The following is a 24,465-nucleotide window of genomic DNA, read 5'->3' on the forward strand; positions in this document are numbered from 1 at the left end:
AGATCTACACACAGAGGCCATCGTCGGCAGCGTCAGATGTGTATAAGAGACAGGACGAAATAGAGATCGCTCACGCCCTCCTCGCCCATTTCCACCACCTTCAGCCCCGGCGCCGGCAAGATCAGCGGCAGCAACGAACCCGGCACGCAGGCGACGCCGCAGCCGGCCTGCACGCAGGCCGCCATCGCGGCATAAGATTCCATTTCCAGCGTCATGCGCGGTTTCAGCCCGCGCGAGGCCAGCCAGTGATCGACCTTCAGCCGGAACGAGCACTCGCGGCTGAACGTGTAAAACTCCAGCGGCGCCAGCGTGGCGGCGTCGGGCTGCCCGACATCCGCCGGCATCAGCAGCACCAGCCGTTCGTCAAACGCCTTTTGGCTGGCCAGCAGCGGATGCTCAATTGGGCCGTCGGTGATCGCCAGATCGAGATCGCTGTCGATCAACATGCGTTCCAGCACCAGCGAGTCGCGGCTCAGCACGTTGATGTGCAAATGAGGCTGTAAACGGCGCAGCCGGGCAATGCGCGCCGGCAAGTGACTGACCAGCGAAAAATCCAGCGCGCCGAGGTTTAACAGCCCATGCTGTTGCTCGCCGGCGAACAGCTGCTTGCTGCGCTCGGCCTGCGCCACGATGTCGCGCGCCTGCTGATAGAACAGTCGTCCTTTGGGATTGACGTACAGCCGGTTCTTGTCGCGGAAAAACAGCTCGCCGCCCAGCGACTCCTCCAGCTCGCGCAGCCGCAGCGTGACGTTGGAAGGCACGCAGTGCAGCTCGCGGGCGGCGGCGGCAATGGTTTTGTGTTCCACCACGGTGCAGAAAAACTTCAGCTGACTCAGCTTCATTAATCATTCACTTTTAGTTAGTGTTTTAGTTAAAAACAATCACTTTAGATTAGCATCGATTTCATCTACAGTCTGCCGACACCCTGAGGAGGATCTCTGATGCCACTGAATGACCTACTGACGCTGCCCGGCGTGGCGGCCCAACCGGACGCGGTAACCGACGGTTACGTGTTCAACCACACCATGATCCGCGTGAAAGACCTGACCAAGGCGCTGGATTTCTATACCCGCGTACTGGGCTTTACCCCGGTCTATCTGGAAACGTTCGAAGAAGCCGCTTTCACCATCTGCTACCTGACGCGCAGCCCGCGCGAGCAGATCCCGCAGGATGACGACGAACGCAAACGCTGGGCGCTGAGCCAACCGGGCATTCTCGAACTGACCCATAACCACGGCACCGAAAATCAGGCGGATTTCCACTACCACAACGGCAACGGCGAGCCGCGCGGCTTTGGCCACCTGTGCGTCACGGTGCCGGACGTGCGCGCCGCCTGTGAGCGTTTTGAGCGCCTGGGCGTCACCTTCCAGAAACGCCTGCATGAAGGCCGCATGAACTACGTGGCGTTCATTCGCGATCCGGACGATTACTGGATTGAAATCCTGCAGCCGACGCCGCTGCAGGACTGATTGCCCCCCCTCCTTCACCCCGGCCCTCGCGCCGGGGTTTTTCATCTATCGCACTTCGATTGACCATTCTTGCGCAAAATCGCGCGGCAACGCGGGGTTCCGTGACGTTAGGCTTGCTCGCAGCGGGTGATTCGCGTAAAACTGTCAGCCGCAAATCTTGCCACTCACAACCCATTCACTGGACGATATGTTTCAAGATAACCCGCTGCTGGCGCAGCTTAAACAGCAACTTCACTCTCAGACCCCGCGCGTTGAAGGCGTCGTGAAAGGGACTGAGAAAGGCTTTGGCTTTCTTGAAGTAGACGGTCAAAAAAGTTACTTCATTCCACCGCCGTACATGAAGAAAGTCATGCACGGGGATCGCATTATCGCCACCCTGCACACCGAGAAAGAGCGCGAAATCGCCGAGCCGGAAACCCTGGTCGAGCCGTTCCTGTCGCGCTTTGTCGGCCGCGTGCAAAAGCGCGACGATCGTCTGTCCATCGTGCCCGATCATCCGTTGCTGAAAGAGGCGATTCCGTGCCGCCCGGTGCGTGAATTGACCCACAACTTCCAGGCTGGCGACTGGGCGGTGGCGGAAATGCGCCGCCATCCGCTGAAAGGCGATCGCGGCTTCAACGCCGACCTGACCCAGTTTATCACCGACGGTGAAGACCATTTCGCCCCGTGGTGGGTGACGCTGGCGCGTCACAACCTGGAAAAAGAGGCGCCGGAGATGCAGGCCCTCAGCGAGCCGAACGCGGCGCTGGTGCGTGAAGATCTGACCGCGCTCGAATTCGTCACCATCGACAGCGCCAGCACCGAGGACATGGACGATGCGCTGTACGTGACCGACAACGCTGACGGTTCGCTGCAGTTGACCATCGCCATCGCCGATCCGACCGCCTACGTCGAGCAAGGCAGCAAGCTGGACGATATCGCCCGCGTGCGCGCCTTCACCAACTACCTGCCGGGCTTTAACATCCCGATGCTGCCGCGCGATCTGTCGGACAACCTGTGCTCGCTGCGCCCTAATGAGCGCCGCCAGGTGCTGGCCTGCCGCGTAACCATCGCCGCCGACGGCGCGCTGGGCGACGATATTCAGTTCTTCGCCGCCGAGATCGAATCCAAAGCCAAACTGGTGTACGACGAAGTTTCCGACTGGCTGGAAGGCATTGCCGGCTGGCAGCCGCCGAGCGACGCCATCGCGCAACAGATCACCCTGCTGAAACGCGTTTGCGACGCGCGCAACGCCTGGCGTCACCAGCATGCGCTGGTATTCAAAGATCGCCCGGACTACCGCTTCGTGCTGGGTGAAAAAGGCGACGTGCTGGAGATCGTCACCGAGCAGCGCCGCAGCGCCAACCGCATCGTTGAAGAGTGCATGATCGCCGCCAACGTCTGCGCCGCCATCGTGCTGCGCGATCGCCTGGGCTTCGGCGTGTACAACGTGCACACCGGTTTCGATCCCGCGCTGGTTGAACAAGCGGTCACCGTATTGCAGGCTAACGGCGTGGAAGCCGAAGCCGAAAAACTGCTGACCCTTGAGGGCTTCTGCGAACTGCGCCGCCATCTGGATGCGCAGCCGACTCAGTTCCTTGACAGTCGTATCCGTCGCTTCCAAACCTTCGCGGAGATCAGCACCACGCCGGGGCCGCACTTCGGTCTGGGGCTGGAGGCTTACGCCACCTGGACATCGCCAATCCGTAAATACGGCGATATGGTCAACCATCGCCTGCTGAAGGCGATCATCAACCAGCAGCCGGCGGAAAAACCGCAGGATGACGTGACGGTGCAGTTGGCGGAACGCCGCCGCCTGAACCGCATGGCGGAACGCGACGTCGGCGACTGGCTGTACGCCCGTTTCCTGCAGGACAAGGCCGGCACCGATACCCGCTTCAACGCCGAGATTATCGACGTGACACGCGGCGGCCTGCGCGTGCGCCTGCTGGACAACGGCGCGGTTGCCTTCATTCCGGCGCCGTTCATTCATGCGGTGCGTGACGAGATGCAGTGCAGCCAGGAAACCGGCACCGTGCAGATCAAAGGCGAAGTGGTTTACCGCCAGAGCGACACCTTGCAGGTCACCATCGCCGAAGTACGCATGGAAACCCGCAGCGTGATCGCCCGCCCTGTGGCCTGAACGCCAACCTGAAACGGTCGTAACGCAAAACGCCGGCGGTGAGAACCGCCGGCGCTTTTTTTGCCCCGCGTCTGCTAGCGCAGCGGATCGCCGCCGGTTTCACGCAACAGCGGCAGCGCGGCCAGCGAGATCAGCGTCGCCAACATCAGATAGCCGGCGGGCGCCAGCAGCGAACCGCTGAGTGCGATCGACTGTGAAGCGATGTATTGGGCAAAGCCGCCGAAGATTGCGACGCCAAGGCTATAAACCAACGCAAACCCCAGCGCGCGTACGCGCTGCGGAAACAGCTCGGAAATCACCAACAGCGTAGGAACAGACCCCAACGTCGTTAGCCCAACCATCAGCGCAACCACGCTCAGCAACACCGCCGGATACGGCGCCACCGTCAGCAACCAGAAAACCGGCAACGCCAGCAGCAAAATGGCGATCCGCGCCCAGCGGATCAGCGGCAGACGGCCATAGCGATCGCACCAGCCCCCAACCAGCAAACTGCCGCCGAAAGTGATGATCCCGGCCAGCAGCATCGCGGCATAGCCGTAAGTCTGCGCCATGCCCAGATACTTCACCGCAAAGGTACCGAGATAATACATAGAAATGTACGTGGCAACCGTGGCGCCGATGGTCAACATCACGCCGAGCACCACCGCTCGCGAGTGCCGGCGCAGCTGCGCAGGCGGCTCCTGAGTGCGCGGCATCGGCGGACGGTCGCTTTCCAGCCCGAGGCGCAGCCAGCAACCGAGCGGAGCAAGCGCCACGCCGATAAAGAAAGGAATGCGCCAGCCCCATTCAGCCATCGCGTTCGGTTCGCCCGAAAGCAGCGGCAGCGCGGCGCTCAACCCCAGCGCTGTCACACCGCCAATCACGCTGGCGATGCCCTGCGTCGCCAGTGACCAGCTGGAATAGAAGCCGCGCCGATTGGGCGGCGCCGACTCCACCAGCAACGACATCGACGCCCCCACCTCTCCGCCCGCCGCCACCCCCTGGATAAGGCGCGCCACCACCAGCGTGATGGTTCCCCAATAGCCGGCGCTGGCGTAGGTCGGCGCAAAGCCGATCATCGCCGTACCCAGGCTCATCAGTGAAATCGTCAGGATCATCGCCGGTTTGCGGCCGCGGCGATCGGCATAGGCGCCGATCAAAATACCGCCCAGAGGCCGCATAATAAAACTGACGCCGAACGTGGCGAACGCCAGCAGCAACGCCAGATTAGGATCGCTCGACGGCGGAAAGAACAGCACACTGATATAAATGACGAAGAAGTTATAAATGCCGAAGTCGAAAAATTCCAGCGCATTACCGAAGGAGGCGGCAAATATCACTTTCTTGCCGCCCGTCTTCGACGGCGCGTTTATTTCTGATTGCATCACCGCCGTATTTTCACTCATTATTATCTTCCCTGTTATTATTTTTCTGACTTATTTTAAATACGCTTCCGCCAGCGCGCCCCAATAATGGCTGCCCGCCGCCAGGCATTCATCGTTAAAGTCGTATCCCGGGTTATGCACCATACAGCTTCCTTCACCGTCGCCATTGCCGATAAGCAGATAGCAGCCTCGCGGCTGCGCCTCAAGCATGAAGGTGAAATCTTCGCTGCCCATCAGCGGCTTAGCGCCGTAGTGCGCGCGCGCGGCGCCAAACTGCTGCTGCGCCACCTGATGCGCGAAGCGCGTCATAGCCTCATCGTTAACCAATACCGGAGCGCCGTTGATGTGGTTCACGATTGCCGTGGCGCCGAAGCTTTGCGCCTGCGCCTGAATCAGCGCAGGAATGCGCGTTAACAGCGTTGTTCGCCATTCGCGCCCCAGCGATCGCACGCTGAGCTTCATTTCCGCACTATCAGGGATCACATTGGCCGCCTCACCGGCCTTAATGCTGCTGACGGTGATCACCGCCGCCTCCAGCGGATCGGTATTACGCGAGACGATGCTTTGCAGCGCGACGACGATATGCGAGGCCACCAGCACCGGATCGACGGTCAGATGCGGCATAGCGCCGTGCCCACCGCAGCCTTGCACGGTAACGACGAATTGGTCCGTCGAAGCCATAAAGGCGCCGTGACGGAAGAAAAACTCGCCCACCGGCAGACCCGGCATGTTGTGCATGGCGAAGATGGCGTCACAGGGAAAGCGTTCGAATAACCCTTGCTCCACCATCAACGCGCCGCCGCCCAGCGTCTCTTCCGCCGGCTGAAAAATCAGATGCAGCGTGCCATTGAAGCGGCGGGTTTGCGCCAGGTAACGCGCAGCGCCGAGCAACATGGTGGTATGGCCGTCGTGGCCGCAACCGTGCATGCGGTTGGGCACGCTGCTGCTCCAGGATTTGCCGTTGTTTTCTTCGATCGGTAGCGCATCCATATCGGCGCGCAGCCCGAGGCTTTTCACGCCGTCACCCACCCGCAGCGTACCGACGACGCCGGTGCCCGCCAATCCGCGGTGCACCTCATACCCCCACGAACTCAGATAATCCGCCACCAAATCGCTGGTACGAAACTCCTCGAAGCCAAGCTCCGGGTGCTGATGAATATCATGACGAATGGCCGTTAGCTGCGGTAAATAACCTGCAATGACTTTATCTATCATTATTAATTCCTTTTATTGACTTTATTATTTGTGAAATAAATGAATGGCGCTTCGAGCGCGAGCCAAGATATATCACGCAAAACGTTTATTAGTACCCCTTGTGTCGGCAATACAGAAAAATAATGCCAAAGGGATCGCGCAAGCGATGGGTTTAGATATTATTCGCCAGATAAAAATTAAAAATGCAGCAGGAAACGCTGCCGGGCCACATTGCGACGACAGCCTGCACCAATGGGGTTTCATCACGTTGTTTTTCCACCAAAACCCCACCTGCTTCACATTTCTCATCCGACCTGCCGCGGTTCGGCGGCAAAACTTCTACTGTTAAAACGTCATCCCTAATAACAACGTCAATTTCTACCTCTGTACGCCAAGGAGTTGTTTCATGAAAAACATCAGGTCCGGACTTATCTGGCTGCTGGTGGCGTTGGTCGGCGCTTTCGCCTTCGCCATGCTGGCGCTCAGCCGCGGCGAACACGTCAACGCCGTCTGGCTGGTGGTCGCCGCCGTCGCCTGCTACAGCATCGCCTACCGCTTCTACAGCCGGTTCATCGCCGACAAGGTCTTTGAACTGGATGACCGCCGTCTTACCCCGGCCGAACGCCACAACGACGGCCTGGACTACGTGCCCACCAACAAATGGGTGCTGTTCGGCCACCACTTCGCCGCCATCGCCGGCGCCGGGCCGCTGGTGGGGCCGATCCTGGCCGCGCAGATGGGCTTCCTGCCGGGGACCATCTGGATCCTGGTCGGCGTTATGTTGGCCGGCGCGGTGCAGGATTTTCTGGTGCTGTTCATCTCCACCCGCCGCGACGGACGTTCGCTGGGGGAGATGGCCAAGCAAGAGCTGGGGGCGTTCGCCGGGGTGATTACCATGCTCGGCGCGCTGGGGGTGATGATCATCATCCTGTCGGCGCTGGCGCTGGTGGTGGTGAAGGCGCTGGCCGACAGCCCGTGGGGGCTGTTCACCATCGCCGCCACCATCCCGATCGCGCTGTTCATGGGCATCTACATGCGCTTTATCCGGCCGGGCAAAATCGCTGAAATCTCAGTGATCGGCTTCGTGCTGATGCTGCTGGCGATCGTTTACGGCGGCAACGTGGCGCAAGATCCCTACTGGGGGCCGTTCTTCACGCTGCACGGCACCACCCTGACCTGGGTGCTGGTGATCTACGGCTTCGTCGCCTCGGTGCTGCCGGTGTGGCTGCTGCTGGCGCCGCGCGACTACCTTTCGACCTTTATGAAGATCGGCGTCATCATCGGCCTGGCCATCGGCATCGTTTTCGCCATGCCGGAGATGAAAATGCCGGCGGTTTCGCGCTTTATCGACGGCAGCGGCCCAGTGTTCGCCGGCGCCCTGTTCCCATTCCTGTTCATCACCATCGCCTGCGGCGCCATTTCCGGCTTCCACGCGCTGGTTTCCAGCGGCACCACGCCCAAACTGGTGGAGCGCGAAAGCCACATTCGCTTTATCGGTTACGGCGCCATGCTGATGGAGTCTTTCGTCGCCATCATGGCGCTGATCTGCGCCTCGGTGCTGGATCCGGGCGTTTACTTCGCCATGAACTCGCCGGCGGCGCTGATCGGCACCACGGTGGAAAATGCTTCGCAGGTCATTAACAGCTGGGGCTTTATCGTCACGCCGGAAACGCTGGCGCTGATCGCCAAAGAGGTGGGTGAGAATTCGATACTGTCGCGCGCCGGCGGTGCCCCGACCTTCGCCGTGGGCATGGCGCACATCATCAGCGAGGTGTTCAATAGCCGGGCGATGATGGCGTTCTGGTACCACTTCGCCATTCTGTTCGAAGCGCTGTTCATCCTGACCGCCGTCGACGCCGGCACCCGCGCCTGCCGCTTTATGGTGCAGGATCTGGTAGGCGTGGCGGTGCCGCAGTTGGCCAACAACCGCTCCTGGTTCGGCAACCTGGCGGGCACCACGGTGGCGGTGGCCGGCTGGGGCTTCTTCGTGTATCAAGGCGTGGTCGATCCGCTCGGCGGCATCAATACCCTGTGGCCGCTGTTCGGCATCGGCAACCAGATGCTGGCATCGATGGCGCTGATCCTCGGCACCGTGGTGCTGTTCAAGATGAAGAAGCAGCGCTACGCCTGGGTCACCATTCTGCCGACCGCCTGGCTGTTCGTCACCTCGATGACCGCCGGCTGGCAGAAGATCTTCCATGAGAAACCGAGCATCGGCTTCCTGGCGCAGGCGAAGAAATTTTCAACCGGCATCGAGCAAGGCACGATCATTGCGCCTGCCAAGTCGCTGAAGGACATGGAGACCATCGTGTTCAGCAACCAGATCAACGCCGCGCTGTGCGGGTTCTTTATGCTGGTGGCGGTGACCATGCTGATCGCCGCCTTCTTCGCGATCCGCAGGGCGCTGCGTTCCGAACAACCGACGGCGCACGAGGTGAACGCCGCGCTGCGGGAGGAGACCGGCCGCGGCTAAACGAACCGAGCATCAAGCAAGGGCGCCGCGGCGCCCTTTTTACTGGCTTTAGCCTAACAGCGTCGAGCCGAACGCCCCCTGCCAATCCTGTTCGAATTTCTCGACCGCGGCCTGTACGGCCGGCGCATTCAGGAACTGCTCCGCCACGTCCACCGGCAGCGTGATGGCCTGACAGCCCGCGAGCAGGCACTCCAGCGCCTGGCGCGGCGTTTTGAAGCTGGCGGCCAGCACCTGCGCCGAGGGCGCATGCAGGCTCAACAACTGCTGCAGCTCGTGCACCATTTCGATGCCGTCGCCGCCCTGCGCATCCACGCGGTTGATATAAGGCGCCACATATTCCGCCCCGGCCAATGCCGCCAACAGCCCTTGCCCGGCGCCGTACACTGCGGTGCCCAGCGTCGGAATGGACATCGTTTTAAGTTTCTTGATCGCCGCCAGCCCTTCGGCGGTCGCCGGGATCTTCACCACCAGCCCCGGTACCCGCTGGCTGAGCAGCGCCGCCTCCGCCACCATACGTTCCGCATCGGCCGCCATCACCTGCGCAAACAGCTTGCCGGTGCCGCCGAGGGCGTCGCGCAGCGCGGGCAGCACTTCCCAGATCGGCTTGCCTTCCTTCGCCACGATGCTCGGGTTGGTGGTGACGCCGTGCAGCGGCAGAATGCGCGCCAGGCGTTTTACCGCGGTCACATCGGCGGTATCGAGATAAAGCTCCATCACGGACTCCTGTGTCATGTTCTGTGGGCGGATTCAAACTCTGATCATCATAGGGCAAAAAAACCGCCAACCTTTGATCAAAATCAATTCAACTTTCATTCGAAACACCTTTAATGGCGAAAGATTCAGCAACGCCAAACGGGTGACTCATGTTCTTCAATCTGCAGCGCTACTCGACCCATGACGGCCCGGGCATCCGCAGCGTGGTCTTTTTAAAAGGCTGCCCGCTGAGCTGCCGCTGGTGTCAGAACCCGGAAAGCCGTTCGCGCCACGCAGACCTGCTGTTTGACGAGCGCCTGTGCCTGAGCGGCTGCACGCTGTGCGCCGAGCGTTGTCCGCAAGGGCTGCAGCGCACCGACGGGCCGCTGACGCTGCAACGCGAGCTGATTAGCGCAGACGATTATGCCGCCCTGGCCGCCACCTGCCCGACCGGCGCGCTCAGCCTGTGCGGCAGCCCGGTCAACCCCGACGATATCATGGCCGAGGTGATGCGGGATAAGCCTTTCTACCTGCGCAGCGGCGGCGGTTTAACCCTGTCCGGCGGCGAGCCCTTTATGCAGCCGGAGGTTGCGGCGGAACTGCTGCGGCGCGGCCGCGAGGCCGGCATCCACACCGCCGTCGAATCCTGCCTGCACGTTCCCTGGCGTTACATCGCGCCTTCATTGCCGTGGCTGGATCTGCTGCTGGCCGATCTCAAACACACCGACGAAGCGCGCTTCAGAGCCTGGACCGGCGGCTCCGCACGCCGGGTAATGAACAACTTCCGCCGGCTGGCGGCGCATGGCGTGCAGATGATCGTGCGCGTGCCGCTGATCCCCGATTTCAACGCCGATCGCCGCTCTGTCCGCGCGATCGTCGACTTCGCCGCCGACGAGATCGGCGTATCGGAGATCCACTTTCTGCCGTACCACACGCTGGGCATCAACAAGTATCACCTGCTCGGCGAGCCCTACCGCGCCGCCCGCACGCCGCTGGACGCGCCGGATTTGCTGGCCTTCGCCGAAGCCTATGCCGGCGCCAAAGGCCTGACCGCCATTTTGCGAGGATAACGCCATGACCACATTGGATTTGACCACCCTAAGCGCCCGCATTCAGGCGCACAAGAACGCGCTGATCCACATCGTCAAACCGCCGGTGTGCACCGAACGCGCACAGCACTATACCGAAGCCTATCAACAGCATCAGGACAAGCCGCTGCCGGTGCGCCGCGCGCTGGCGCTGGCTAACCACCTGGCGAAACGCAGCATCTGGATCGCCAACGACGAGTTGATCGTCGGCAACCAGGCCAGCGAACTGCGCGCCGCGCCGATCTTCCCCGAATACACCGTCGGCTGGATAGAAAACGAAATAGACCAGCTAGCCGACCGGCCGGGCGCCGGTTTTTCGGTCAGCGAAGAGAACAAGGCGATTTTGCATCGCCTGTGCCCCTGGTGGCGTGGCCAAACGGTGCAGGATCGCTGCTACGGCATGTTCACCGACGAGCAAAAAGCGCTGCTGGCCACCGGCATCATCAAGGCCGAGGGCAACATGACCTCCGGCGATGCTCACCTGGCGGTCAACTTCCCGCTGTTGCTGGAGCTAGGTCTCGACGGCCTGCGTGAAAAAGTGAACGCGCGCCGCAGCCGCCTGCGCCTGACCGAGTGGGAAGACCTGCACAAAGCGCAGTTTCTCAACGCTATCGACATCGTGCTAGCGGCGCTGAGCGAACACATCCTGCGCTTCGCCCGCCTGGCGCGCGACATGGCGCAAAACGAAGCCCGCGACTGGCGGCGCGCCGAGCTGCTGGCCATCGCGGATAACTGCGACCGGATCGCCCATCGCCCGCCACAAACCTTCTGGCAGGCGCTGCAGCTGTGCTATTTCATCCAGCTGACGTTACAGATCGAATCCAACGGCCATTCGGTTTCCTTTGGCCGCCTCGATCAATACCTCTATCCCTGGTATCGGCGTGACGTGGAGCTGGAGCAAAAGCTGGCGCGGGAAGACGCCATCGAGCTGTTGCACAGTTGCTGGCTGAAGCTGCTGGAGGTCAACAAGATCCGCTCCGGCTCGCATTCCAAGGCTTCCGCCGGCAGCCCGCTGTACCAGAACGTCACCATCGGCGGACAGAAGCTGATCGACGGCCAGCCGTGCGATGCGGTCAACCCGCTGTCCTACGCCATTCTTGAGTCCTGCGGCCGCCTGCGCTCCACTCAGCCCAACCTCAGCGTGCGTTACCATGCCGGGATGAGCGCCGACTTCCTCGACGCCTGCGTGCAGGTGATCCGCTGCGGTTTCGGCATGCCGGCATTCAACAACGACGAAATCGTCATTCCCGAGTTCATCAAGCTGGGGGTTGAGCCGCAAGACGCTTACAACTACGCCGCCATCGGCTGCATCGAGACCGCCGTCGGCGGCAAATGGGGCTATCGCTGCACCGGCATGAGTTTCATCAACTTCGCCCGGGTGCTGCTGGCAGCGCTGGAACAGGGCCGCGACGCGACCTCCGGGCAGATCTTCCTGCCGCAGGAACAGGCGCTATCCAAAGGAAACTTCGCCGATTTCGAGCAGGTCTTAGCCGCCTGGGATCGGCAAATCCGCTACTACACGCGCAAGTCGATCGAGATCGAATGCGTGGTGGACAGCGTGCTGGAAGAGAATGCCCACGATATCCTCTGTTCCGCGCTGGTGGATGACTGCATCGAACGCGGTAAAAGCATCAAGCAAGGCGGCGCCAAATACGATTGGGTTTCCGGCCTGCAGGTCGGCATCGCCAACCTGGGCAACAGCCTGGCGGCGGTGCGCAAACTGGTGTTTGACCAGGGGGCGATCGGCCAGCAGCAGTTGGCGACGGCGCTGGCCGAAGACTTCGCCGGGCTGGATGGCGAGCAGCTGCGCCAGCGGCTGCTCAACGCCGCGCCCAAATACGGCAACGACGTGGACGAGGTCGATCGGCTACTGGTGCGCGCCTACCAAACCTATATCGAAGAACTGAAGCAGTATCGCAACACCCGCTTCGGCCGCGGGCCGATCGGCGGTGGTTACTACGCCGGCACCTCATCGATTTCGGCCAACGTGCCCTTCGGCGCCGCCACTCTGGCCACGCCCGATGGTCGTAAGGCGCACACGCCACTGGCGGAAGGCGCCAGCCCGGCGTCCGGCACCGACCATCTGGGGCCGACGGCGGTGTTCAATTCGCTCGCCAAGTTGCCGACCGAGGCGATCCTCGGCGGCGTGCTGCTCAACCAAAAGCTGAACCCGGCGACGCTGGACAACCCGCGCGATCGGGAAAAGCTGATGCTGATGTTGCGCACCTTCTTCGAGAGCTACCGCGGCTGGCATGTGCAGTACAACATCGTGTCGCGCGAAACGCTGCTGGCGGCGAAGCAACACCCTGACCAATATCGTGATTTAGTGGTTCGCGTAGCTGGCTATTCCGCCTTCTTTACCGCATTATCCCCTGAGGCGCAGGATGATATTATTGCGCGCACAGAACATACTCTTTAAACCTTTGACTCTTAGCGGCCGCGCCTTGGCGGCCGCATCATCAGGCCGATATGAATTTACGACAACAGACCATATTGCAGTTGGTTAACGATCGCCGGCGGATCAGCGTCAATGAGCTGGCGCGCGCCTCGGGCGTCTCGGAAGTCACTATCCGGCAGGATCTCAACCTGCTGGAAAAGCGCAGTTATCTGAAGCGGGTGCACGGTTCCGCCGTGGCGTTGGAGAGCGACGACGTCGACGCCCGCATGATGTCCAATTTCACCCTCAAGCAGCGGCTGGCGCAATACGCCGCCGCGCAGGTCAACGACGGCGAGACGATCTTTATCGAGAGCGGCAGCGCCAACGCCCTGCTGGCGCGCTACATCGCCGAACGCAAGCGCATTACGCTGATCACCGTCAGCCACTACATCGCCAACCTGCTGAAAGAAACCGACTGCGACGTGATTGTACTGGGCGGCATGTACCAGAAGAAAAGCGAGACCGTGGTCGGCCCGCTGACGCGGCTGTGCATTCAGCAGGTGCATTTCAATAAGGCGTTTATCGGCATTGACGGCTTTCAGGCCGAAACCGGCTTTACCGGCCGCGACATGATGCGCGCCGATGTGGTCAGCGCGGTACTGGCCAAGGGCGTGGAGAATATCGTGCTGACGGACTCCAGCAAATTCGGCCAGATCCAGCCCAATCCGCTGGCGCAGCCGGGGCAAATCAGCCGGGTGATCACCGATTCACGTTTGGCGCTGGAGTATCAGCATCAGCTGAAACGCCAGGGCGTACAGGTGGAATTGGTCAACGAATAACGCAGACCACCGCCGCACCGCGCGGGCCACGCCGCGCGTCTTTCCCCTTGCACCGCAGGATTTTAAGACTATTTACCTGTTTATCCTTCCCGAGAAACCTATACTCAGTTTCGGCGACTTTTGGGCCGTAACCTGCTAATTATTCGGCCGTTAACAAAAAATGCCATTTTTTATATCGATACCGCATGGGAATCAACAGCAGGCCTGATTTATGGTTAACGCCTATACTTATAGGGCACTTCCATATAGCCAATGCTAAGGAGAAGTCATTATGATGATTATCAATAAACGTTTCGCCACCGCCGCTCTGGCTCTGACTCTGGCGTTTTCACTGAGCGCCTGTTCCAACATGTCCAAACGCGATCGCAACACCGCTATCGGCGCCGGCGCCGGTGCAGTCGGCGGCGCAGTGCTGACCAACGGCAGCGCTTTGGGCACGCTGGGTGGGGCTGCGGTGGGCGGCATTATCGGTCACCAGGTAGGTAAATAATCTGACCGAGAGCCCTCCGCCGACAGGCGGGCAAAAGCGCCTTGGCGCTTTGACGTATTAACCAATAACGATGATTTCAGGTCTGTTTTACGTTAAGTCTATAGTTCTTTCGCCGTTAACGGGTTAACCCCCGGCAGCAACAACCTCTAGCCATGCCGCAGCATTGCACCGCGGCATGGCGATTCACCTCAACCGCCCGCCAGTTTGACCTTCATGCCTTTGGCTTCCAGCAGCTGTTTGAGCAGATCGCGTTTATCGCCCTGGATCTCGATGACTCCCTCTTTCACCGAGCCGCCGCAGCCGCATTTCTTTTTCAGCTCGGCCGCCAGTTTGTCGAGCGCGGCATCATCCAGATCGACGCCGGTAATCAGGCACACGCCCTTCCCCTTACGGCCGCTGGTCTGGCGCTGGATGCGCACGACGCCATCGCCCTTGGCGCGTTGCGGTTTAACCTCTTCCTGCTTGATGCGACCGGTGTCCGTGGAATACACCAGACGGCTGTTATCGTCATTCATCATCGCTTCCTCAGGCCAAAGAGGCGCGGATCGCGCGCAGCGTCGCGGCCGGATCGGCAGATTGGGTGATCGGACGCCCAATCACCATATAGTCCACGCCGGCGGCCTGCGCTTGCACCGGCGTCATGATACGACGCTGATCGCCCGCCGCGCTGCCTTCAGGGCGGATCCCCGGCGTCACCAGTTGGAAAGCCTGCCCGCAGGCCGCCTTCAGCCGCTGCGCTTCGTGTGCCGAACACACTACGCCGTCCAGCCCGCAGTCGCGGGTCAGGCGCGCCAGGCGCTCGGCGTGTTCCGCCGGGCTAGCCTCGATGCCGATGCCGCGCAGGTCTTCCGCTTCCATGCTGGTGAGCACGGTTACGGCGATCAACAGCGGCGCATCCGTCCCGAATGACGCCAGCGCTTCTTTAGCGGCAGTCATCATGCGCGCGCCGCCGCTGGCGTGGACGTTAACCATCCAAACGCCCAGTTCGGCCGCCGCCGCTACCGCATGCGCAGTGGTATTGGGAATATCGTGGAATTTCAGGTCGAGAAACACGTCGAAACCGCGCCCATGCAGATCGCGCACCAGTTGCGGCCCAAACAGCGTGAACATTTCTTTGCCCACTTTCAGCCGGCAGTCTTGCGGATCGATACGGTCGGCGAACGCCAGCGCAGCGTTCTTATCGGCGTAATCTAACGCCACAACGATTGGAGATGATTTTAAGTCATTGTTATTAGCGTTATTTTCAGACTTCATTTCTTCTACCTTTTGTAAAATGGAGATAATCAGGGACTCACCCGCGAAACTGACCGCCGCATTCTACATGTCGGAGGCCCGAAATCCCAGCCGCAGCGCGCACCTACGCTCTGTCATGTTACCTCCCGCCTTTGTCATGGCGCGTCAATGAACGCCCGTCAGCAATAAACCACGCAGCGTAAAACGCCGTAAAGATGCGTAAATTGTTAATCAGATATTTTGAATGATTTGCTCAGCATTATCAGATTTTCAATCGGCACGGATGCTTTATTATTCACCACATCGGAAGCGAACGGCTTCCTTCCTAAATAAACAGACTGGAGTCACCCATGAAAACCATCAAATATTTTGCAGCCGCAGCCACTATCGCACTGACCTCTTTCGCCACCTTCGCCGCTGAACCGATCAGCAGCCAGCAGGCCGATAACCTGACCGCCGCCGGCATCGTTTCCGCAGGTCACGCAACCACCCTCAGCAGCCTGGAGAAAAAACTGGCCGCTAAAGCGGATGCCCAGGGCGCCAGCAGCTACCGCATCATCTCCGCCGGTGGTAACAACATGTTGAGCGGCACCGCGATCATCTACAAATAATGTTTCCGGTACAGGGCCCGAACGTTCGGGCCCTGCCTCTGTTTGCCGCCTGAAAAAACCGCATTTTCCTCGCCCCGCTTTGTTACAAAAATATTAAATTTTTATTACACACTAGACACCCGATCGTCAGTGGCTTAGCTTGAAGGCATCTTCCTGCAGAAAGGCTTTCAAAATGAGCGAGATATCGACACTTACCATTAAAATTCCTCTGGAACTGAAGGAAAAAATCCGCGCCGCCGCCGCTGAAAACGAATTTTCGTTGAGCGTGGAAGTGTGCCAGCGCCTGGAAAGCAGTTTCAGCGCGCCCGCCACCAAAGCAGAGAAACCGGCCAAAAAGGCGGATGAGCTGCACCACGGCGAAATCGACAATCAAAGCACCGAAGAAGAGATTGAACAGCCGCTGAGCCAGAAAGAGCTGAAGAAACTGCGTCAGCTGTTGAAAACCGGCGCCAAAGGCGGCAAGAAAAAGTAAGTGATGAACATAAAAAAACGGGGCGATTTTCGCCCCGTTTTTTTTTGCCGCTCCGCCGCGTTATTGTCCATCCAGACCGCGTATCGGTTTGACCGATGACCAGGCGCGGCACGACGGGCAATGCCAATAGAGCGAGTGCGCGGTGAAGCCACATTTGTGGCAGCGGTAACGCGGTTTGGTGCGAATTTGCTCGCCGACCATATCGCGCAACAGCAGCAGACTCTCTTTCGCCCGGCCGTCTTCAGCGTCCGCCAGGTGATAATCCATCAGCCGATAAAACACCCGCATAGTGGGATGACGCTGCAGCTGACGGTTGATATAGACCTGCACCACGTCGCGCCCTTCGTGCTGCTCGATGATCTCGGCTAGCATCAGATCGGCAGTGGCGCCGGTGTTCTCTTCCACGCAGCGCTTAAGAAAATCGGCCCAGTTGTGCTGTTGTTCCGGTAGATGCGTGTAGCATTCCTGCAGCATCGGCAGCGTTTCGCTGACCAACTCTTTATCCTGGCTCAGTACGCGTTGCAGCGACTCTGCCGCTTTGGCGTAGTCGTTTTGCGCCATGTAGATGCGCCCGAACATGATGGACACGCGCGCACACTGTTTATCGGCGGCGTCCGCGCGCTTGAGCAGGCTCATTGCCCGATCGAGATCGTCGCTGCCCATTGCCTGCAGCGCCAACTCACAGTAAAAGTGCGCGATCTCGACGCGTTGCTTCTCTTTGCCCAGCTTGACCAGTTTTTCCGCCACGTCGATCGCTTTCTGCCAGTCGCTGGTCGCCTGATGGATCACCAGCAGTTGCTGCAGCGCCGAGACGCGAAAATCCGCTTCGTCAGTCAACTGGCTGAACATGTCTTCCGCGCGGTCGTACAGCCCGGCCGCCATATAGTCGCGGCCCAGCTGCTGCACCGCCAGCAGGCGCTGTTCGAAGGTCAGGGAGGCGCTTTCCATCAAGGCCTGATGGATGCGGATGGCGCGGTCGACTTCACCGCGCGAACGGAACAGGTTACCCAGCGTCAGGTGGGCTTCAACGGTGTTGCTGTCCTCTTTCAACATGTCGAGGAACAGATCGACCGCCTTGTCCTGCTGGTTGGAGAGCAGAAAGTTCACCCCTGCCACGTATTCGCGCGACAGGCGGTTGGCTTCTTGCTGTTTATCCTGCTGAGCGCTTCTGCGCCCCATGTACCAACCGTACGCGGCAGCCACGGGCAGCAACAGAAACAGCAGTTCTAACATAGAGGATTATTCCTTGCTGACAACAGGCTGAGCCGCCGGTTCAGCGGGCTGCTCAAGCTGCAGCTCCAGCCTTTTGATCTTGCGCTCGGCGCGACCCAGCGCAATACGCGTGCGCAGGTAGAACAGGCCGCAAATGATCCAGCCGAGAACGAAACCGGCGCCAAACAGCGTGGCCAACAGGGTCGATACGCGATAGTCGCCCTGCGCAACCAGATAGTTAAAATTGACCACCTGATCGTTATGCGCACCCAAGGTGACGGAAATCACGAAGATCACCAGAACCAACAAAAAAATCAGCAAATATTTCACATTCTTTCCCGCGATGCCGAGTGAATCGGATGAACGATGCCAAAATGTGGCGTCCCTAACCCTTAAGTTAGCATTTCCCGCTGCGGCAGGGAAACCCTGCCGCACGATAAAACCACATATCTGCTGGCATATTCGGCAGTAAACGGTCTTAGCGAACAAATTGATGAGAAAGCTTCTCAAAACGTCGAATTTATAAGGATATGGGGGCAACCGGGCGAATTGCAATGGCGGGAAAATGTAAGCGGTTAATGCGGCACCGATCCGATGCCGCCTATTTTGTGACGTGGTCACATAGCGATCATATCTCCGGCTTGCGCGCCGCGATTTCCTGCTGCTCTTGTGGCGGCGGCGTCAGCGGGCCGAACCAGCGCTGCGCCAGCCAGCAGGTGACCACCACCAGCAGCCAACTGATCAGCGTAGCCATCGCCAGATCGCGCGGCCAGTGCATGCCCAGCAGCAGACGGCTGCCCATCACCCCCGTTGCCCACACCATCAGCAACGCAACGGTTTTATAATGGCGGCGCGGCCACAGCAGCCCTACGCCCAACAGCGCCCAGGTGGCGGCGAACATCGTATGCCCCGACGGGAAAGCGAAGCCGGTTTCAAACTGCCAGTGCTTGCGCAGCCAGTTCGGCACCAGCGTCTGGTCTTGCAGTTGCTCGCGCACCAGCGCGCTGCGCTCTTTGCGATGCAGCGAATAGAAATATTTTCCGTCCACGCCGTGGGTTTGCTCGAGCCATACCACAAACGGCCGCGGTTCTTGCACCCGATCCTTGATCAACGACTTGACCCCCTGCCCAATCACCAACGCGGCGGAAAGCAGGATCGCCAGACCGATGGCCGCCTTCAGCCGAAAGCGCAGGCACCACAAAAACCAACCGCAAAGGACAGCGCTGGTCAGAATGCCCCACGGCGAGGTAACGGTTTCGGTCACCCAGAACAGCGCTTTGAGCAGCCGATCATTGCCGCCGGGCTGCCAATGCCAGCCGGAGGCCCATACCACCAGCGGCATCAACAGCAGCAGCAGCGCGCCGCCCGCCGTACGTTTTGCTATCTCATACATTCCCGTTTTCCTCTGCGTGAATCAGGCTGCAGTGTAACAAGAGTGCAATATTGATAACACGCGAAAAATTAAACAGATAGAAAACCTATCGCAATAATAGGTGGCCAGAAAACGCCATCTGCTGGTTTGCTGAGCACCGCCCGGCAAGAAGTTGTGGCAAAATAGCCGATAATTAACGAAATAGAGATCGGCGTAGCACGTTTTAGTCTTGGTCAATTTACTAAACCGGACTTAGGATGCGCGACAATGATTGAATCGTAGGTTTTTGTGGAGAGTGACATGCAGCTGAAACGGGTGGCAGAGGCTAAACTGCCGACACCTTGGGGCGATTTCCTAATGGTAGGATTCGAAGAACTGGCGACCGGACATGACCATCTGGCACTGGTATTCGGTGATATTTCCGGCGAAGCGCCGGTGCTCGCACGCGTGCATTCCGAATGCCTGACCGGCGACGCGTTATTCAGCCTGCGCTGCGACTGTGGTTTTCAACTGGAAGCCGCACTGGAGCAGATTGCGGAAGAAGGCCGCGGCATCCTGCTTTATCATCGCCAGGAGGGCCGCAATATCGGCCTGTTGAACAAGATCCGCGCCTACGCCCTGCAGGATAAGGGCGCAGACACCGTGGAAGCCAATCACCAGCTCGGCTTCGCCGCCGACGAGCGCGACTTCACCCTGTGTGCCGACATGTTCAAACTGCTGGGCGTCGACGCGGTGCGTTTGCTGACCAACAACCCGAAAAAGGTCGAGATCCTGACCGAAGCCGGTATCAACATCAGCGAACGCGTGCCGTTGATCGTCGGCCGCAATCCGAAGAACGAACGCTATCTGGCCACCAAGGCCGCCAAAATGGGCCATTTGCTCGACCAGAAGTGATCGCCACCGCCGCGGAAACAATCAGGGCGCCTTACGGCGCCCTTTTTATTGATTAATTACAGCATTTTCCTGATCACATAGTGCAGGATGCCGTCGTTTTCGTAGTAAGTCAGCTCATTGCCGGTATCGATGCGGCACCGGGTGTCGACCACTTCCTTGCGCCCGTCGGCATAAGTGATGTGCACCGGCACCGTCTGGCCCGGCTGCAGCTGTTGCAGGCCGCCGACGCTGATCTGCTCATCCCCGGTCAACCCCAGCGTTTTACGCGTCACCCCTTGCGGGAACTCCAGCGGCAAAATCCCCATGCCGATCAGGTTAGAGCGGTGTATACGCTCGAAGGATTCGGCAATCACCACCCGCACGCCCAGCAGGCGCGGCCCCTTCGCCGCCCAGTCACGGCTGGAGCCGGAACCGTACTCTTTACCGGCGATCACCGCCAGCGGCACTTTCTCCTGCTGATACTGCATGGCGGCGTCGTAGATAGACAGCTGCTGTTGCGAAGGAATATGGCGGGTATAGCCGCCTTCCACGCCCGGCACCATTTCGTTGCGGATGCGAATGTTGGCGAAGGTGCCGCGCATCATCACTTCGTGGTTGCCACGGCGTGAACCGTAGGAATTGAAATCCTGCGGCGCTACGCCATGCTCGCTCAGGTAACGCCCCGCCGGGCTGTCGCGCTTGATGTTACCCGCCGGCGAGATGTGATCGGTGGTCACCGAGTCGGCCAGAATCGCCAGAATGCGCGCCTCTTTGATGTCCTGCACCGGATCCGGTTTCACCTTCATGGTGCTGAAGAACGGCGGATGGCGGATATAGGTAGAATCCTCCTGCCACTGATAGGTCGCCGAACCGGTCACCTGGATCGCCTGCCAGTTGGCATCGCCGTCGAACACTTCGCCGTACTCCTTATGGAACATCTCGGTGCGCACTTCTTCCACCGCCTGAGCGATGTCCCGGCTGCTCGGCCAGATGTCCTTCAGGTAGACCGGCTGGCCATCGTTGCCCTCGCCCAGCGGCTCTTTGGTCAGATCGATCTTCATGCTGCCCGCCAGCGCATAAGCCACCACCAGCGGCGGCGAGGCCAGCCAGTTGGTTTTCACCAGCGGGTGGATGCGCCCTTCGAAGTTACGGTTGCCCGACAGCACCGCGCCCACGGTCAGATCGCCCTCTTTGATCGCCTGCTCGATCGGATCCGGCAGCGGGCCGGAGTTACCGATGCAGGTGGTACAGCCATACCCCACCAGGTTGAACCCCAACTCTTCCAGATAAGCGGTGAGTTTGGCGCTGTCGAAGTAGTCGGTCACCACTTTGGAACCCGGCGCCAGCGAGGTTTTTACCCAGGGTTTGCTGCGCAGCCCTTTCTTGACGGCGTTTTTCGCCAACAGGCCGGCCGCCATCATCACGCTCGGGTTGGAGGTGTTGGTGCAGGAGGTGATCGCCGCGATCACCACTGCGCCGTCGCGCAGTTCGTGCTGCTGCCCGTCCAGCGTAAAGGTTTTGCTGTCTGTCTTGGCCTTGTGACCGCCGATATCCAGCTCGGTAGCAGCCTTGAACGCCTGCGGCACATTCGGCAGCGCCACGCGATCCTGCGGGCGTTTCGGCCCGGCGAGGCTCGCCTCCACCGTCGACATATCCAGCGCCAGCGAGCTGGTGAATACCGGCTCATCTCCCGGATTGCGCCACATGCCCTGCGCCTTGGCGTAGGCTTCCACCAGCGCGATTTGTTCGGCGCTGCGACCGCTGAGTTTCATGTAGCCGAGCGTGACATCGTCTACCGGGAAGAAGCCGCAGGTAGCGCCGAACTCCGGCGACATGTTGGCGATGGTCGCACGGTCCGCCAGCGGCAGATCGGCCAGGCCGTCGCCGTAAAACTCGACGAACTTGCCGACAACGCCGTGCTTGCGCAGCATTTGGGTGACGGTCAGCACCAGATCGGTGGCGGTAATGCCCTCGCGGAGCTTGCCGGTCAGCTTGAAGCCGACCACGTCCGGGATCAGCATCGACACCGGCTGGCCCAGCATCGCCGCTTCCGCTTCGATACCGCCGACGCCCCAGCCGAGAATGCCCAGGCCGTTGATCATGGTGGTGTGAGAATCGGTGCCCACCAGCGTATCCGGATAGGCCACGCGGCGACCGCTTTCGTCGCTGTGCCACACCGTTTGGCCGAGGTATTCGAGGTTGACCTGGTGGCAGATGCCGGTGCCCGGCGGCACCACGCGGAAACGGTTGAAGGCTTTCTGCCCCCAGCGCAGGAAGGTGTAGCGCTCGTGGTTGCGCTGCATTTCGATACGCACGTTGTCTTCGAAGGCGTTGTCATCGCCGAATTCATCGACGGTAACCGAGTGGTCAATTACCAAATCCACCGGTGACAGCGGGTTCACCTGGTCGACATTGCCGCCCAGCCGCCGCACCGCTTCACGCATCGCCGCCAGATCCACCACCGCCGGCACGCCGGTAAAATCCTGCATCAGCACGCGTGCTGGACGGTAGGCGATCTCACGGTCAGCATGGCCGGTTTGCAACCAGGCGACGATGGCCTTGAGGTCGTCAACCTGCACGGTGTCGCCATCCACATGGCGCAGCAGGTTCTCCAACAGCACTTTCATTGATTTCGGCAACCGGTCGATATCACCCAGCTGCTTCGCCGCCAGCGGCAGACTGTAGTAGTAATATTCGCTATTCAGCGCAACCAGCTTATCCAGACTTGTTTCACGAAGATCGGACGACATAGCTCCTCCATTTCTTATTGTGATTAAAACAGGGTAATCAGTGAGGTCTTGTTTAAAGATACCACAAAGATAAGTTAACGTTTTGATAACAACACGATTTGATCACAACGATAGGCGGGAACAATCAAGAGGAAGGAAGTGCGAGCGCAGCCAAGGAGTTAGGCCACACGTCAACGAAAACGCCGCAACGAGGCGGCGTTTTCGCAGGGAAAATCTCGCGGCTCTAGCGGGATTGGCGCACCAGGCGGCGACAGACTGTGAGCACAACTGCAGCAATGATGGCAGAGACACCCAATTTAATGGCAATGACAGCCGAGTCGAAATTATTCATCCCTATTTCACCATCACCGCTAATTTCAATGTTGTTGGAAACGAAGCTGTCGAAAGGACGGCGGCTTTTCAGGATGATCCTGAGAAACAAGGAAGGTGCGGGTTTCCGGGCTAAAAAAACCGGTTAGGCAGGCACCTAACCGGGTTTGATTTGATATCGTCAACGATTACTTAATCGGCAGCTTGATGTCCTTGAACATCGCTTCGATTTCTTCATTGGAGCGCAGCGCCACTGCGCTGTCGACCACGTCGCGCGTCAGGTGCGGCGCGAAGCGCTGAATGAAGTCGTACATGTAGCTGCGCAGGAAGGTGCTACGGCGGAAGCCGATTTTAGTGGTGCTATATGTGAAGATATCGCGCGCATCCACCGTCACCAGATCCGGATCCTGCACCGGATCCACCGCCATGCTGGCGATCACCCCCACCCCCAATCCCAGACGCACATAGGTTTTAATCACGTCGGCGTCGGTGGCGGTGAAGACGATGCGCGGCGTCAGGCCGGCGCGGTTGAAGGCGGTGTCCAGCTCCGAGCGGCCGGTAAAGCCGAATGTGTAAGTGACGATCGGGTAAGCCGCCAGCTCTTCAATGCTGATGCTGCTTTTGCCCGCCAAAGGATGATCGGGCTTCACCACCACCGCACGGTTCCAGTGGTAGCACGGCAACATGATGAGATCGTCGTACAGGTGCAGCGCCTCGGTGGCGATGGCAAAATCGGCGGTGCCCTTGGAGACCGCTTCGGCGATCTGCGTCGGCGAGCCCTGATGCATGTGCAGCGAGACGCGCGGGTAACGCTCGATAAAGCCCTTGATCACGTTGGGCAAGGCGTAGCGAGCCTGCGTATGCGTGGTGGCGACGTACAGCGAGCCTTTGTCCGGGTAGGTGTGTTCACCGGCAACGGCTTTGATGGCGTCTACTTTGGACAACACTTCACGCGCGATGCGAATGATTTCCTGGCCGGCGGGGGTGACCTGGGTCAGGTGCTTGCCGCTGCGGGCGAAAATCTGGATGCCCAGCTCATCTTCGAGCATGCGCACCTGTTTGCTGATGCCGGGTTGAGAAGTATAGAGCCCTTCTGCCGTCGAGGAGACATTCAGGTTGTGGTTAACCACTTCCACAATGTAACGAAGCTGCTGCAATTTCATATCTTATACCATCCTAGGTTAAACACTGCGGCTTACCCGCAGCCAGGTATATCGGTGTCGCCCCGGTATGCTGAAACTCACAAGCCATAAACCCCGTGTTCTACCCTGATGGTGAAGAAAACGCCGTTGTTAATAAGCTTTAATAATAAAAAAACTTTTTATATAACCACTATACCACGATGCAGCTTCAAGTATAGATCCGCGTCACACTATGATAACGATTATTTTGCATGGGTATCAACGTGAAACGGCGATGTCGGAGGGATAAAAACAGCAAAGGATAGATCCGTTTGCCCCTTTTCACCAATAAAAAAACCAGCCGCCAGGGCTGGTTTTTCATCTTGCGGGCAGGACATCGCCC

General features: G+C 59.6%; 23 protein-coding genes. 11 read left to right on the forward strand and 12 right to left on the reverse strand.

All coding sequences use genetic code 11. The annotated features are described in order from the left end of the window. Positions 1-32: 32 nt before the first annotated feature. The gene (locus MMS95_RS13585; RefSeq protein WP_242141780.1) at positions 33-842 is read right to left on the reverse strand and encodes a LysR family transcriptional regulator; all 810 of its coding nucleotides are present in this window, start codon (positions 840-842) and stop codon (positions 33-35) included. A gap of 99 nt (positions 843-941) precedes the next feature. Between MMS95_RS13585 and gloA the strand changes: the two genes are divergently transcribed. Next, positions 942-1,469, forward strand: a complete 528-nt coding sequence (gene gloA / locus MMS95_RS13590) for a lactoylglutathione lyase (protein WP_004930603.1) — start codon at positions 942-944, stop codon at positions 1,467-1,469. A gap of 187 nt (positions 1,470-1,656) precedes the next feature. Continuing rightward, the gene (locus MMS95_RS13595; protein WP_242141781.1) at positions 1,657-3,591 is read left to right on the forward strand and encodes an exoribonuclease II; all 1,935 of its coding nucleotides are present in this window, start codon (positions 1,657-1,659) and stop codon (positions 3,589-3,591) included. Positions 3,592-3,665: 74 nt separating this feature from the next. Here the strand turns inward: MMS95_RS13595 and MMS95_RS13600 are convergent, their stop codons facing one another. Beyond that, on the reverse strand, positions 3,666-4,976 hold the full coding sequence (locus MMS95_RS13600) for an MFS transporter (RefSeq protein ID WP_242141782.1): 1,311 nt from the start codon (positions 4,974-4,976) through the stop codon (positions 3,666-3,668). Positions 4,977-5,006: 30 nt separating this feature from the next. Continuing rightward, complete coding sequence (locus MMS95_RS13605) at positions 5,007-6,170, reverse strand: M20 aminoacylase family protein (RefSeq protein ID WP_242141783.1); 1,164 nt, start codon at positions 6,168-6,170, stop codon at positions 5,007-5,009. Positions 6,171-6,213: 43 nt separating this feature from the next. On the opposite strand from MMS95_RS13605, the gene MMS95_RS13610 reads away from it, so the two are divergent. Both MMS95_RS13610 and MMS95_RS13615 read left to right on the forward strand, forming a co-directional pair. Then, the gene (locus MMS95_RS13610; RefSeq protein WP_126181070.1) at positions 6,214-6,498 is read left to right on the forward strand and encodes a hypothetical protein; all 285 of its coding nucleotides are present in this window, start codon (positions 6,214-6,216) and stop codon (positions 6,496-6,498) included. Between the two features lie 57 nt (positions 6,499-6,555). Then, the gene (locus tag MMS95_RS13615; protein WP_021503808.1) at positions 6,556-8,622 is read left to right on the forward strand and encodes a carbon starvation CstA family protein; all 2,067 of its coding nucleotides are present in this window, start codon (positions 6,556-6,558) and stop codon (positions 8,620-8,622) included. A gap of 48 nt (positions 8,623-8,670) precedes the next feature. Here the strand turns inward: MMS95_RS13615 and fsa are convergent, their stop codons facing one another. Then, positions 8,671-9,336 carry a fructose-6-phosphate aldolase gene (gene fsa / locus MMS95_RS13620; RefSeq protein WP_021503809.1) on the reverse strand — a complete coding sequence of 222 codons (666 nt, stop codon included), beginning with the start codon at positions 9,334-9,336 and terminating at the stop codon, positions 8,671-8,673. 149 nt (positions 9,337-9,485) lie between these two features. Between fsa and MMS95_RS13625 the strand changes: the two genes are divergently transcribed. The 4 genes from MMS95_RS13625 to osmB all read left to right on the forward strand — a co-directional run bounded on the left by MMS95_RS13625 (position 9,486) and on the right by osmB (position 14,109). After that, entirely contained in the window at positions 9,486-10,385 is a 900-nt protein-coding gene (locus tag MMS95_RS13625; RefSeq protein WP_242141784.1) for a glycyl-radical enzyme activating protein, read from the forward strand. Between the two features lie 4 nt (positions 10,386-10,389). After that, positions 10,390-12,822, forward strand: coding sequence for a formate C-acetyltransferase/glycerol dehydratase family glycyl radical enzyme (locus MMS95_RS13630; protein WP_242141785.1), 2,433 nt, complete (start codon positions 10,390-10,392; stop codon positions 12,820-12,822). 50 nt (positions 12,823-12,872) lie between these two features. Beyond that, the gene (locus MMS95_RS13635) at positions 12,873-13,619 is read left to right on the forward strand and encodes a DNA-binding transcriptional regulator YciT (protein ID WP_004930631.1); all 747 of its coding nucleotides are present in this window, start codon (positions 12,873-12,875) and stop codon (positions 13,617-13,619) included. A 271-nt stretch (positions 13,620-13,890) separates the two neighbouring features. Next, positions 13,891-14,109 carry an osmotically-inducible lipoprotein OsmB gene (gene osmB / locus MMS95_RS13640; RefSeq protein WP_004930634.1) on the forward strand — a complete coding sequence of 73 codons (219 nt, stop codon included), beginning with the start codon at positions 13,891-13,893 and terminating at the stop codon, positions 14,107-14,109. A 188-nt stretch (positions 14,110-14,297) separates the two neighbouring features. On the opposite strand, the gene yciH is transcribed toward osmB, so the two are convergent. Beyond that, the gene (gene yciH, locus MMS95_RS13645; RefSeq protein WP_004930637.1) at positions 14,298-14,624 is read right to left on the reverse strand and encodes a stress response translation initiation inhibitor YciH; all 327 of its coding nucleotides are present in this window, start codon (positions 14,622-14,624) and stop codon (positions 14,298-14,300) included. 10 nt (positions 14,625-14,634) lie between these two features. Further along, the gene (pyrF, locus tag MMS95_RS13650; RefSeq protein WP_004930640.1) at positions 14,635-15,363 is read right to left on the reverse strand and encodes an orotidine-5'-phosphate decarboxylase; all 729 of its coding nucleotides are present in this window, start codon (positions 15,361-15,363) and stop codon (positions 14,635-14,637) included. Positions 15,364-15,692: 329 nt separating this feature from the next. Between pyrF and MMS95_RS13655 the strand changes: the two genes are divergently transcribed. Together MMS95_RS13655 and MMS95_RS13660 are read left to right on the forward strand one after the other, a co-directional pair. Next, positions 15,693-15,953, forward strand: a complete 261-nt coding sequence (locus MMS95_RS13655) for a YdgH/BhsA/McbA-like domain containing protein (RefSeq protein WP_242141786.1) — start codon at positions 15,693-15,695, stop codon at positions 15,951-15,953. Positions 15,954-16,125: 172 nt separating this feature from the next. Beyond that, positions 16,126-16,425, forward strand: coding sequence for an Arc family DNA-binding protein (locus MMS95_RS13660; protein ID WP_015378033.1), 300 nt, complete (start codon positions 16,126-16,128; stop codon positions 16,423-16,425). 60 nt (positions 16,426-16,485) lie between these two features. On the opposite strand, the gene lapB is transcribed toward MMS95_RS13660, so the two are convergent. The 3 genes from lapB to pgpB form a co-directional block, all read right to left on the reverse strand. Next, entirely contained in the window at positions 16,486-17,658 is a 1,173-nt protein-coding gene (gene lapB / locus MMS95_RS13665; RefSeq protein ID WP_015378034.1) for a lipopolysaccharide assembly protein LapB, read from the reverse strand. A 6-nt stretch (positions 17,659-17,664) separates the two neighbouring features. Further along, positions 17,665-17,967 (reverse strand): LapA family protein, encoded by a 303-nt coding sequence (locus MMS95_RS13670; RefSeq protein ID WP_004930650.1) that lies wholly within the window; start codon positions 17,965-17,967, stop codon positions 17,665-17,667. Between the two features lie 298 nt (positions 17,968-18,265). Then, positions 18,266-19,030: a phosphatidylglycerophosphatase B gene (gene pgpB / locus MMS95_RS13675; RefSeq protein ID WP_021503815.1), complete on the reverse strand. Its 765-nt coding sequence runs from the start codon at positions 19,028-19,030 to the stop codon at positions 18,266-18,268. 279 nt (positions 19,031-19,309) lie between these two features. Here pgpB and ribA point away from each other — a divergent pair, with 279 nt between their 5' ends. Beyond that, positions 19,310-19,903 carry a GTP cyclohydrolase II gene (ribA, locus tag MMS95_RS13680; RefSeq protein ID WP_004930678.1) on the forward strand — a complete coding sequence of 198 codons (594 nt, stop codon included), beginning with the start codon at positions 19,310-19,312 and terminating at the stop codon, positions 19,901-19,903. Positions 19,904-19,959: 56 nt separating this feature from the next. Here the strand turns inward: ribA and acnA are convergent, their stop codons facing one another. The 3 genes from acnA to MMS95_RS24245 all read right to left on the reverse strand — a co-directional run bounded on the left by acnA (position 19,960) and on the right by MMS95_RS24245 (position 24,460). After that, positions 19,960-22,632, reverse strand: coding sequence for an aconitate hydratase AcnA (gene acnA / locus MMS95_RS13685; RefSeq protein WP_004930681.1), 2,673 nt, complete (start codon positions 22,630-22,632; stop codon positions 19,960-19,962). Between the two features lie 497 nt (positions 22,633-23,129). Further along, the gene (gene cysB, locus MMS95_RS13690; protein WP_004930690.1) at positions 23,130-24,104 is read right to left on the reverse strand and encodes an HTH-type transcriptional regulator CysB; all 975 of its coding nucleotides are present in this window, start codon (positions 24,102-24,104) and stop codon (positions 23,130-23,132) included. Positions 24,105-24,325: 221 nt separating this feature from the next. Further along, the gene (locus MMS95_RS24245; RefSeq protein WP_254901101.1) at positions 24,326-24,460 is read right to left on the reverse strand and encodes a hypothetical protein; all 135 of its coding nucleotides are present in this window, start codon (positions 24,458-24,460) and stop codon (positions 24,326-24,328) included. Positions 24,461-24,465 lie beyond the last annotated feature (5 nt).

Source organism: Serratia sp. PGPR-27 (assembly GCF_022678525.1).
Classification (GTDB): domain Bacteria; phylum Pseudomonadota; class Gammaproteobacteria; order Enterobacterales; family Enterobacteriaceae; genus Serratia; species Serratia nematodiphila.

What these genes read in the sequence shown, in the direction of transcription:
- MMS95_RS13615 (WP_021503808.1), top strand. Translation starts at nt 6,556, where the DNA reads ATGAAAAACATCAGGTCCGGACTTATCTGGCTGCTGGTGGCGTTGGTC.
- MMS95_RS13635 (WP_004930631.1), top strand. Translation starts at nt 12,873, where the DNA reads ATGAATTTACGACAACAGACCATATTGCAGTTGGTTAACGATCGCCGG.
- gloA (WP_004930603.1), top strand. Translation starts at nt 942, where the DNA reads ATGCCACTGAATGACCTACTGACGCTGCCCGGCGTGGCGGCCCAACCG.
- MMS95_RS13605 (WP_242141783.1), bottom strand. Translation starts at nt 6,170, where the DNA reads ATGATAGATAAAGTCATTGCAGGTTATTTACCGCAGCTAACGGCCATT.
- acnA (WP_004930681.1), bottom strand. Translation starts at nt 22,632, where the DNA reads ATGTCGTCCGATCTTCGTGAAACAAGTCTGGATAAGCTGGTTGCGCTG.
- MMS95_RS24245 (WP_254901101.1), bottom strand. Translation starts at nt 24,460, where the DNA reads ATGTCCTGCCCGCAAGATGAAAAACCAGCCCTGGCGGCTGGTTTTTTT.
- MMS95_RS13625 (WP_242141784.1), top strand. Translation starts at nt 9,486, where the DNA reads ATGTTCTTCAATCTGCAGCGCTACTCGACCCATGACGGCCCGGGCATC.
- fsa (WP_021503809.1), bottom strand. Translation starts at nt 9,336, where the DNA reads ATGGAGCTTTATCTCGATACCGCCGATGTGACCGCGGTAAAACGCCTG.
- MMS95_RS13595 (WP_242141781.1), top strand. Translation starts at nt 1,657, where the DNA reads ATGTTTCAAGATAACCCGCTGCTGGCGCAGCTTAAACAGCAACTTCAC.
- MMS95_RS13585 (WP_242141780.1), bottom strand. Translation starts at nt 842, where the DNA reads ATGAAGCTGAGTCAGCTGAAGTTTTTCTGCACCGTGGTGGAACACAAA.
- MMS95_RS13655 (WP_242141786.1), top strand. Translation starts at nt 15,693, where the DNA reads ATGAAAACCATCAAATATTTTGCAGCCGCAGCCACTATCGCACTGACC.
- yciH (WP_004930637.1), bottom strand. Translation starts at nt 14,624, where the DNA reads ATGAATGACGATAACAGCCGTCTGGTGTATTCCACGGACACCGGTCGC.
- lapB (WP_015378034.1), bottom strand. Translation starts at nt 17,658, where the DNA reads ATGTTAGAACTGCTGTTTCTGTTGCTGCCCGTGGCTGCCGCGTACGGT.
- MMS95_RS13630 (WP_242141785.1), top strand. Translation starts at nt 10,390, where the DNA reads ATGACCACATTGGATTTGACCACCCTAAGCGCCCGCATTCAGGCGCAC.
- MMS95_RS13660 (WP_015378033.1), top strand. Translation starts at nt 16,126, where the DNA reads ATGAGCGAGATATCGACACTTACCATTAAAATTCCTCTGGAACTGAAG.
- MMS95_RS13610 (WP_126181070.1), top strand. Translation starts at nt 6,214, where the DNA reads ATGGCGCTTCGAGCGCGAGCCAAGATATATCACGCAAAACGTTTATTA.
- MMS95_RS13600 (WP_242141782.1), bottom strand. Translation starts at nt 4,976, where the DNA reads ATGAGTGAAAATACGGCGGTGATGCAATCAGAAATAAACGCGCCGTCG.
- pgpB (WP_021503815.1), bottom strand. Translation starts at nt 19,030, where the DNA reads ATGTATGAGATAGCAAAACGTACGGCGGGCGGCGCGCTGCTGCTGCTG.
- ribA (WP_004930678.1), top strand. Translation starts at nt 19,310, where the DNA reads ATGCAGCTGAAACGGGTGGCAGAGGCTAAACTGCCGACACCTTGGGGC.
- cysB (WP_004930690.1), bottom strand. Translation starts at nt 24,104, where the DNA reads ATGAAATTGCAGCAGCTTCGTTACATTGTGGAAGTGGTTAACCACAAC.
- osmB (WP_004930634.1), top strand. Translation starts at nt 13,891, where the DNA reads ATGATGATTATCAATAAACGTTTCGCCACCGCCGCTCTGGCTCTGACT.
- pyrF (WP_004930640.1), bottom strand. Translation starts at nt 15,363, where the DNA reads ATGAAGTCTGAAAATAACGCTAATAACAATGACTTAAAATCATCTCCA.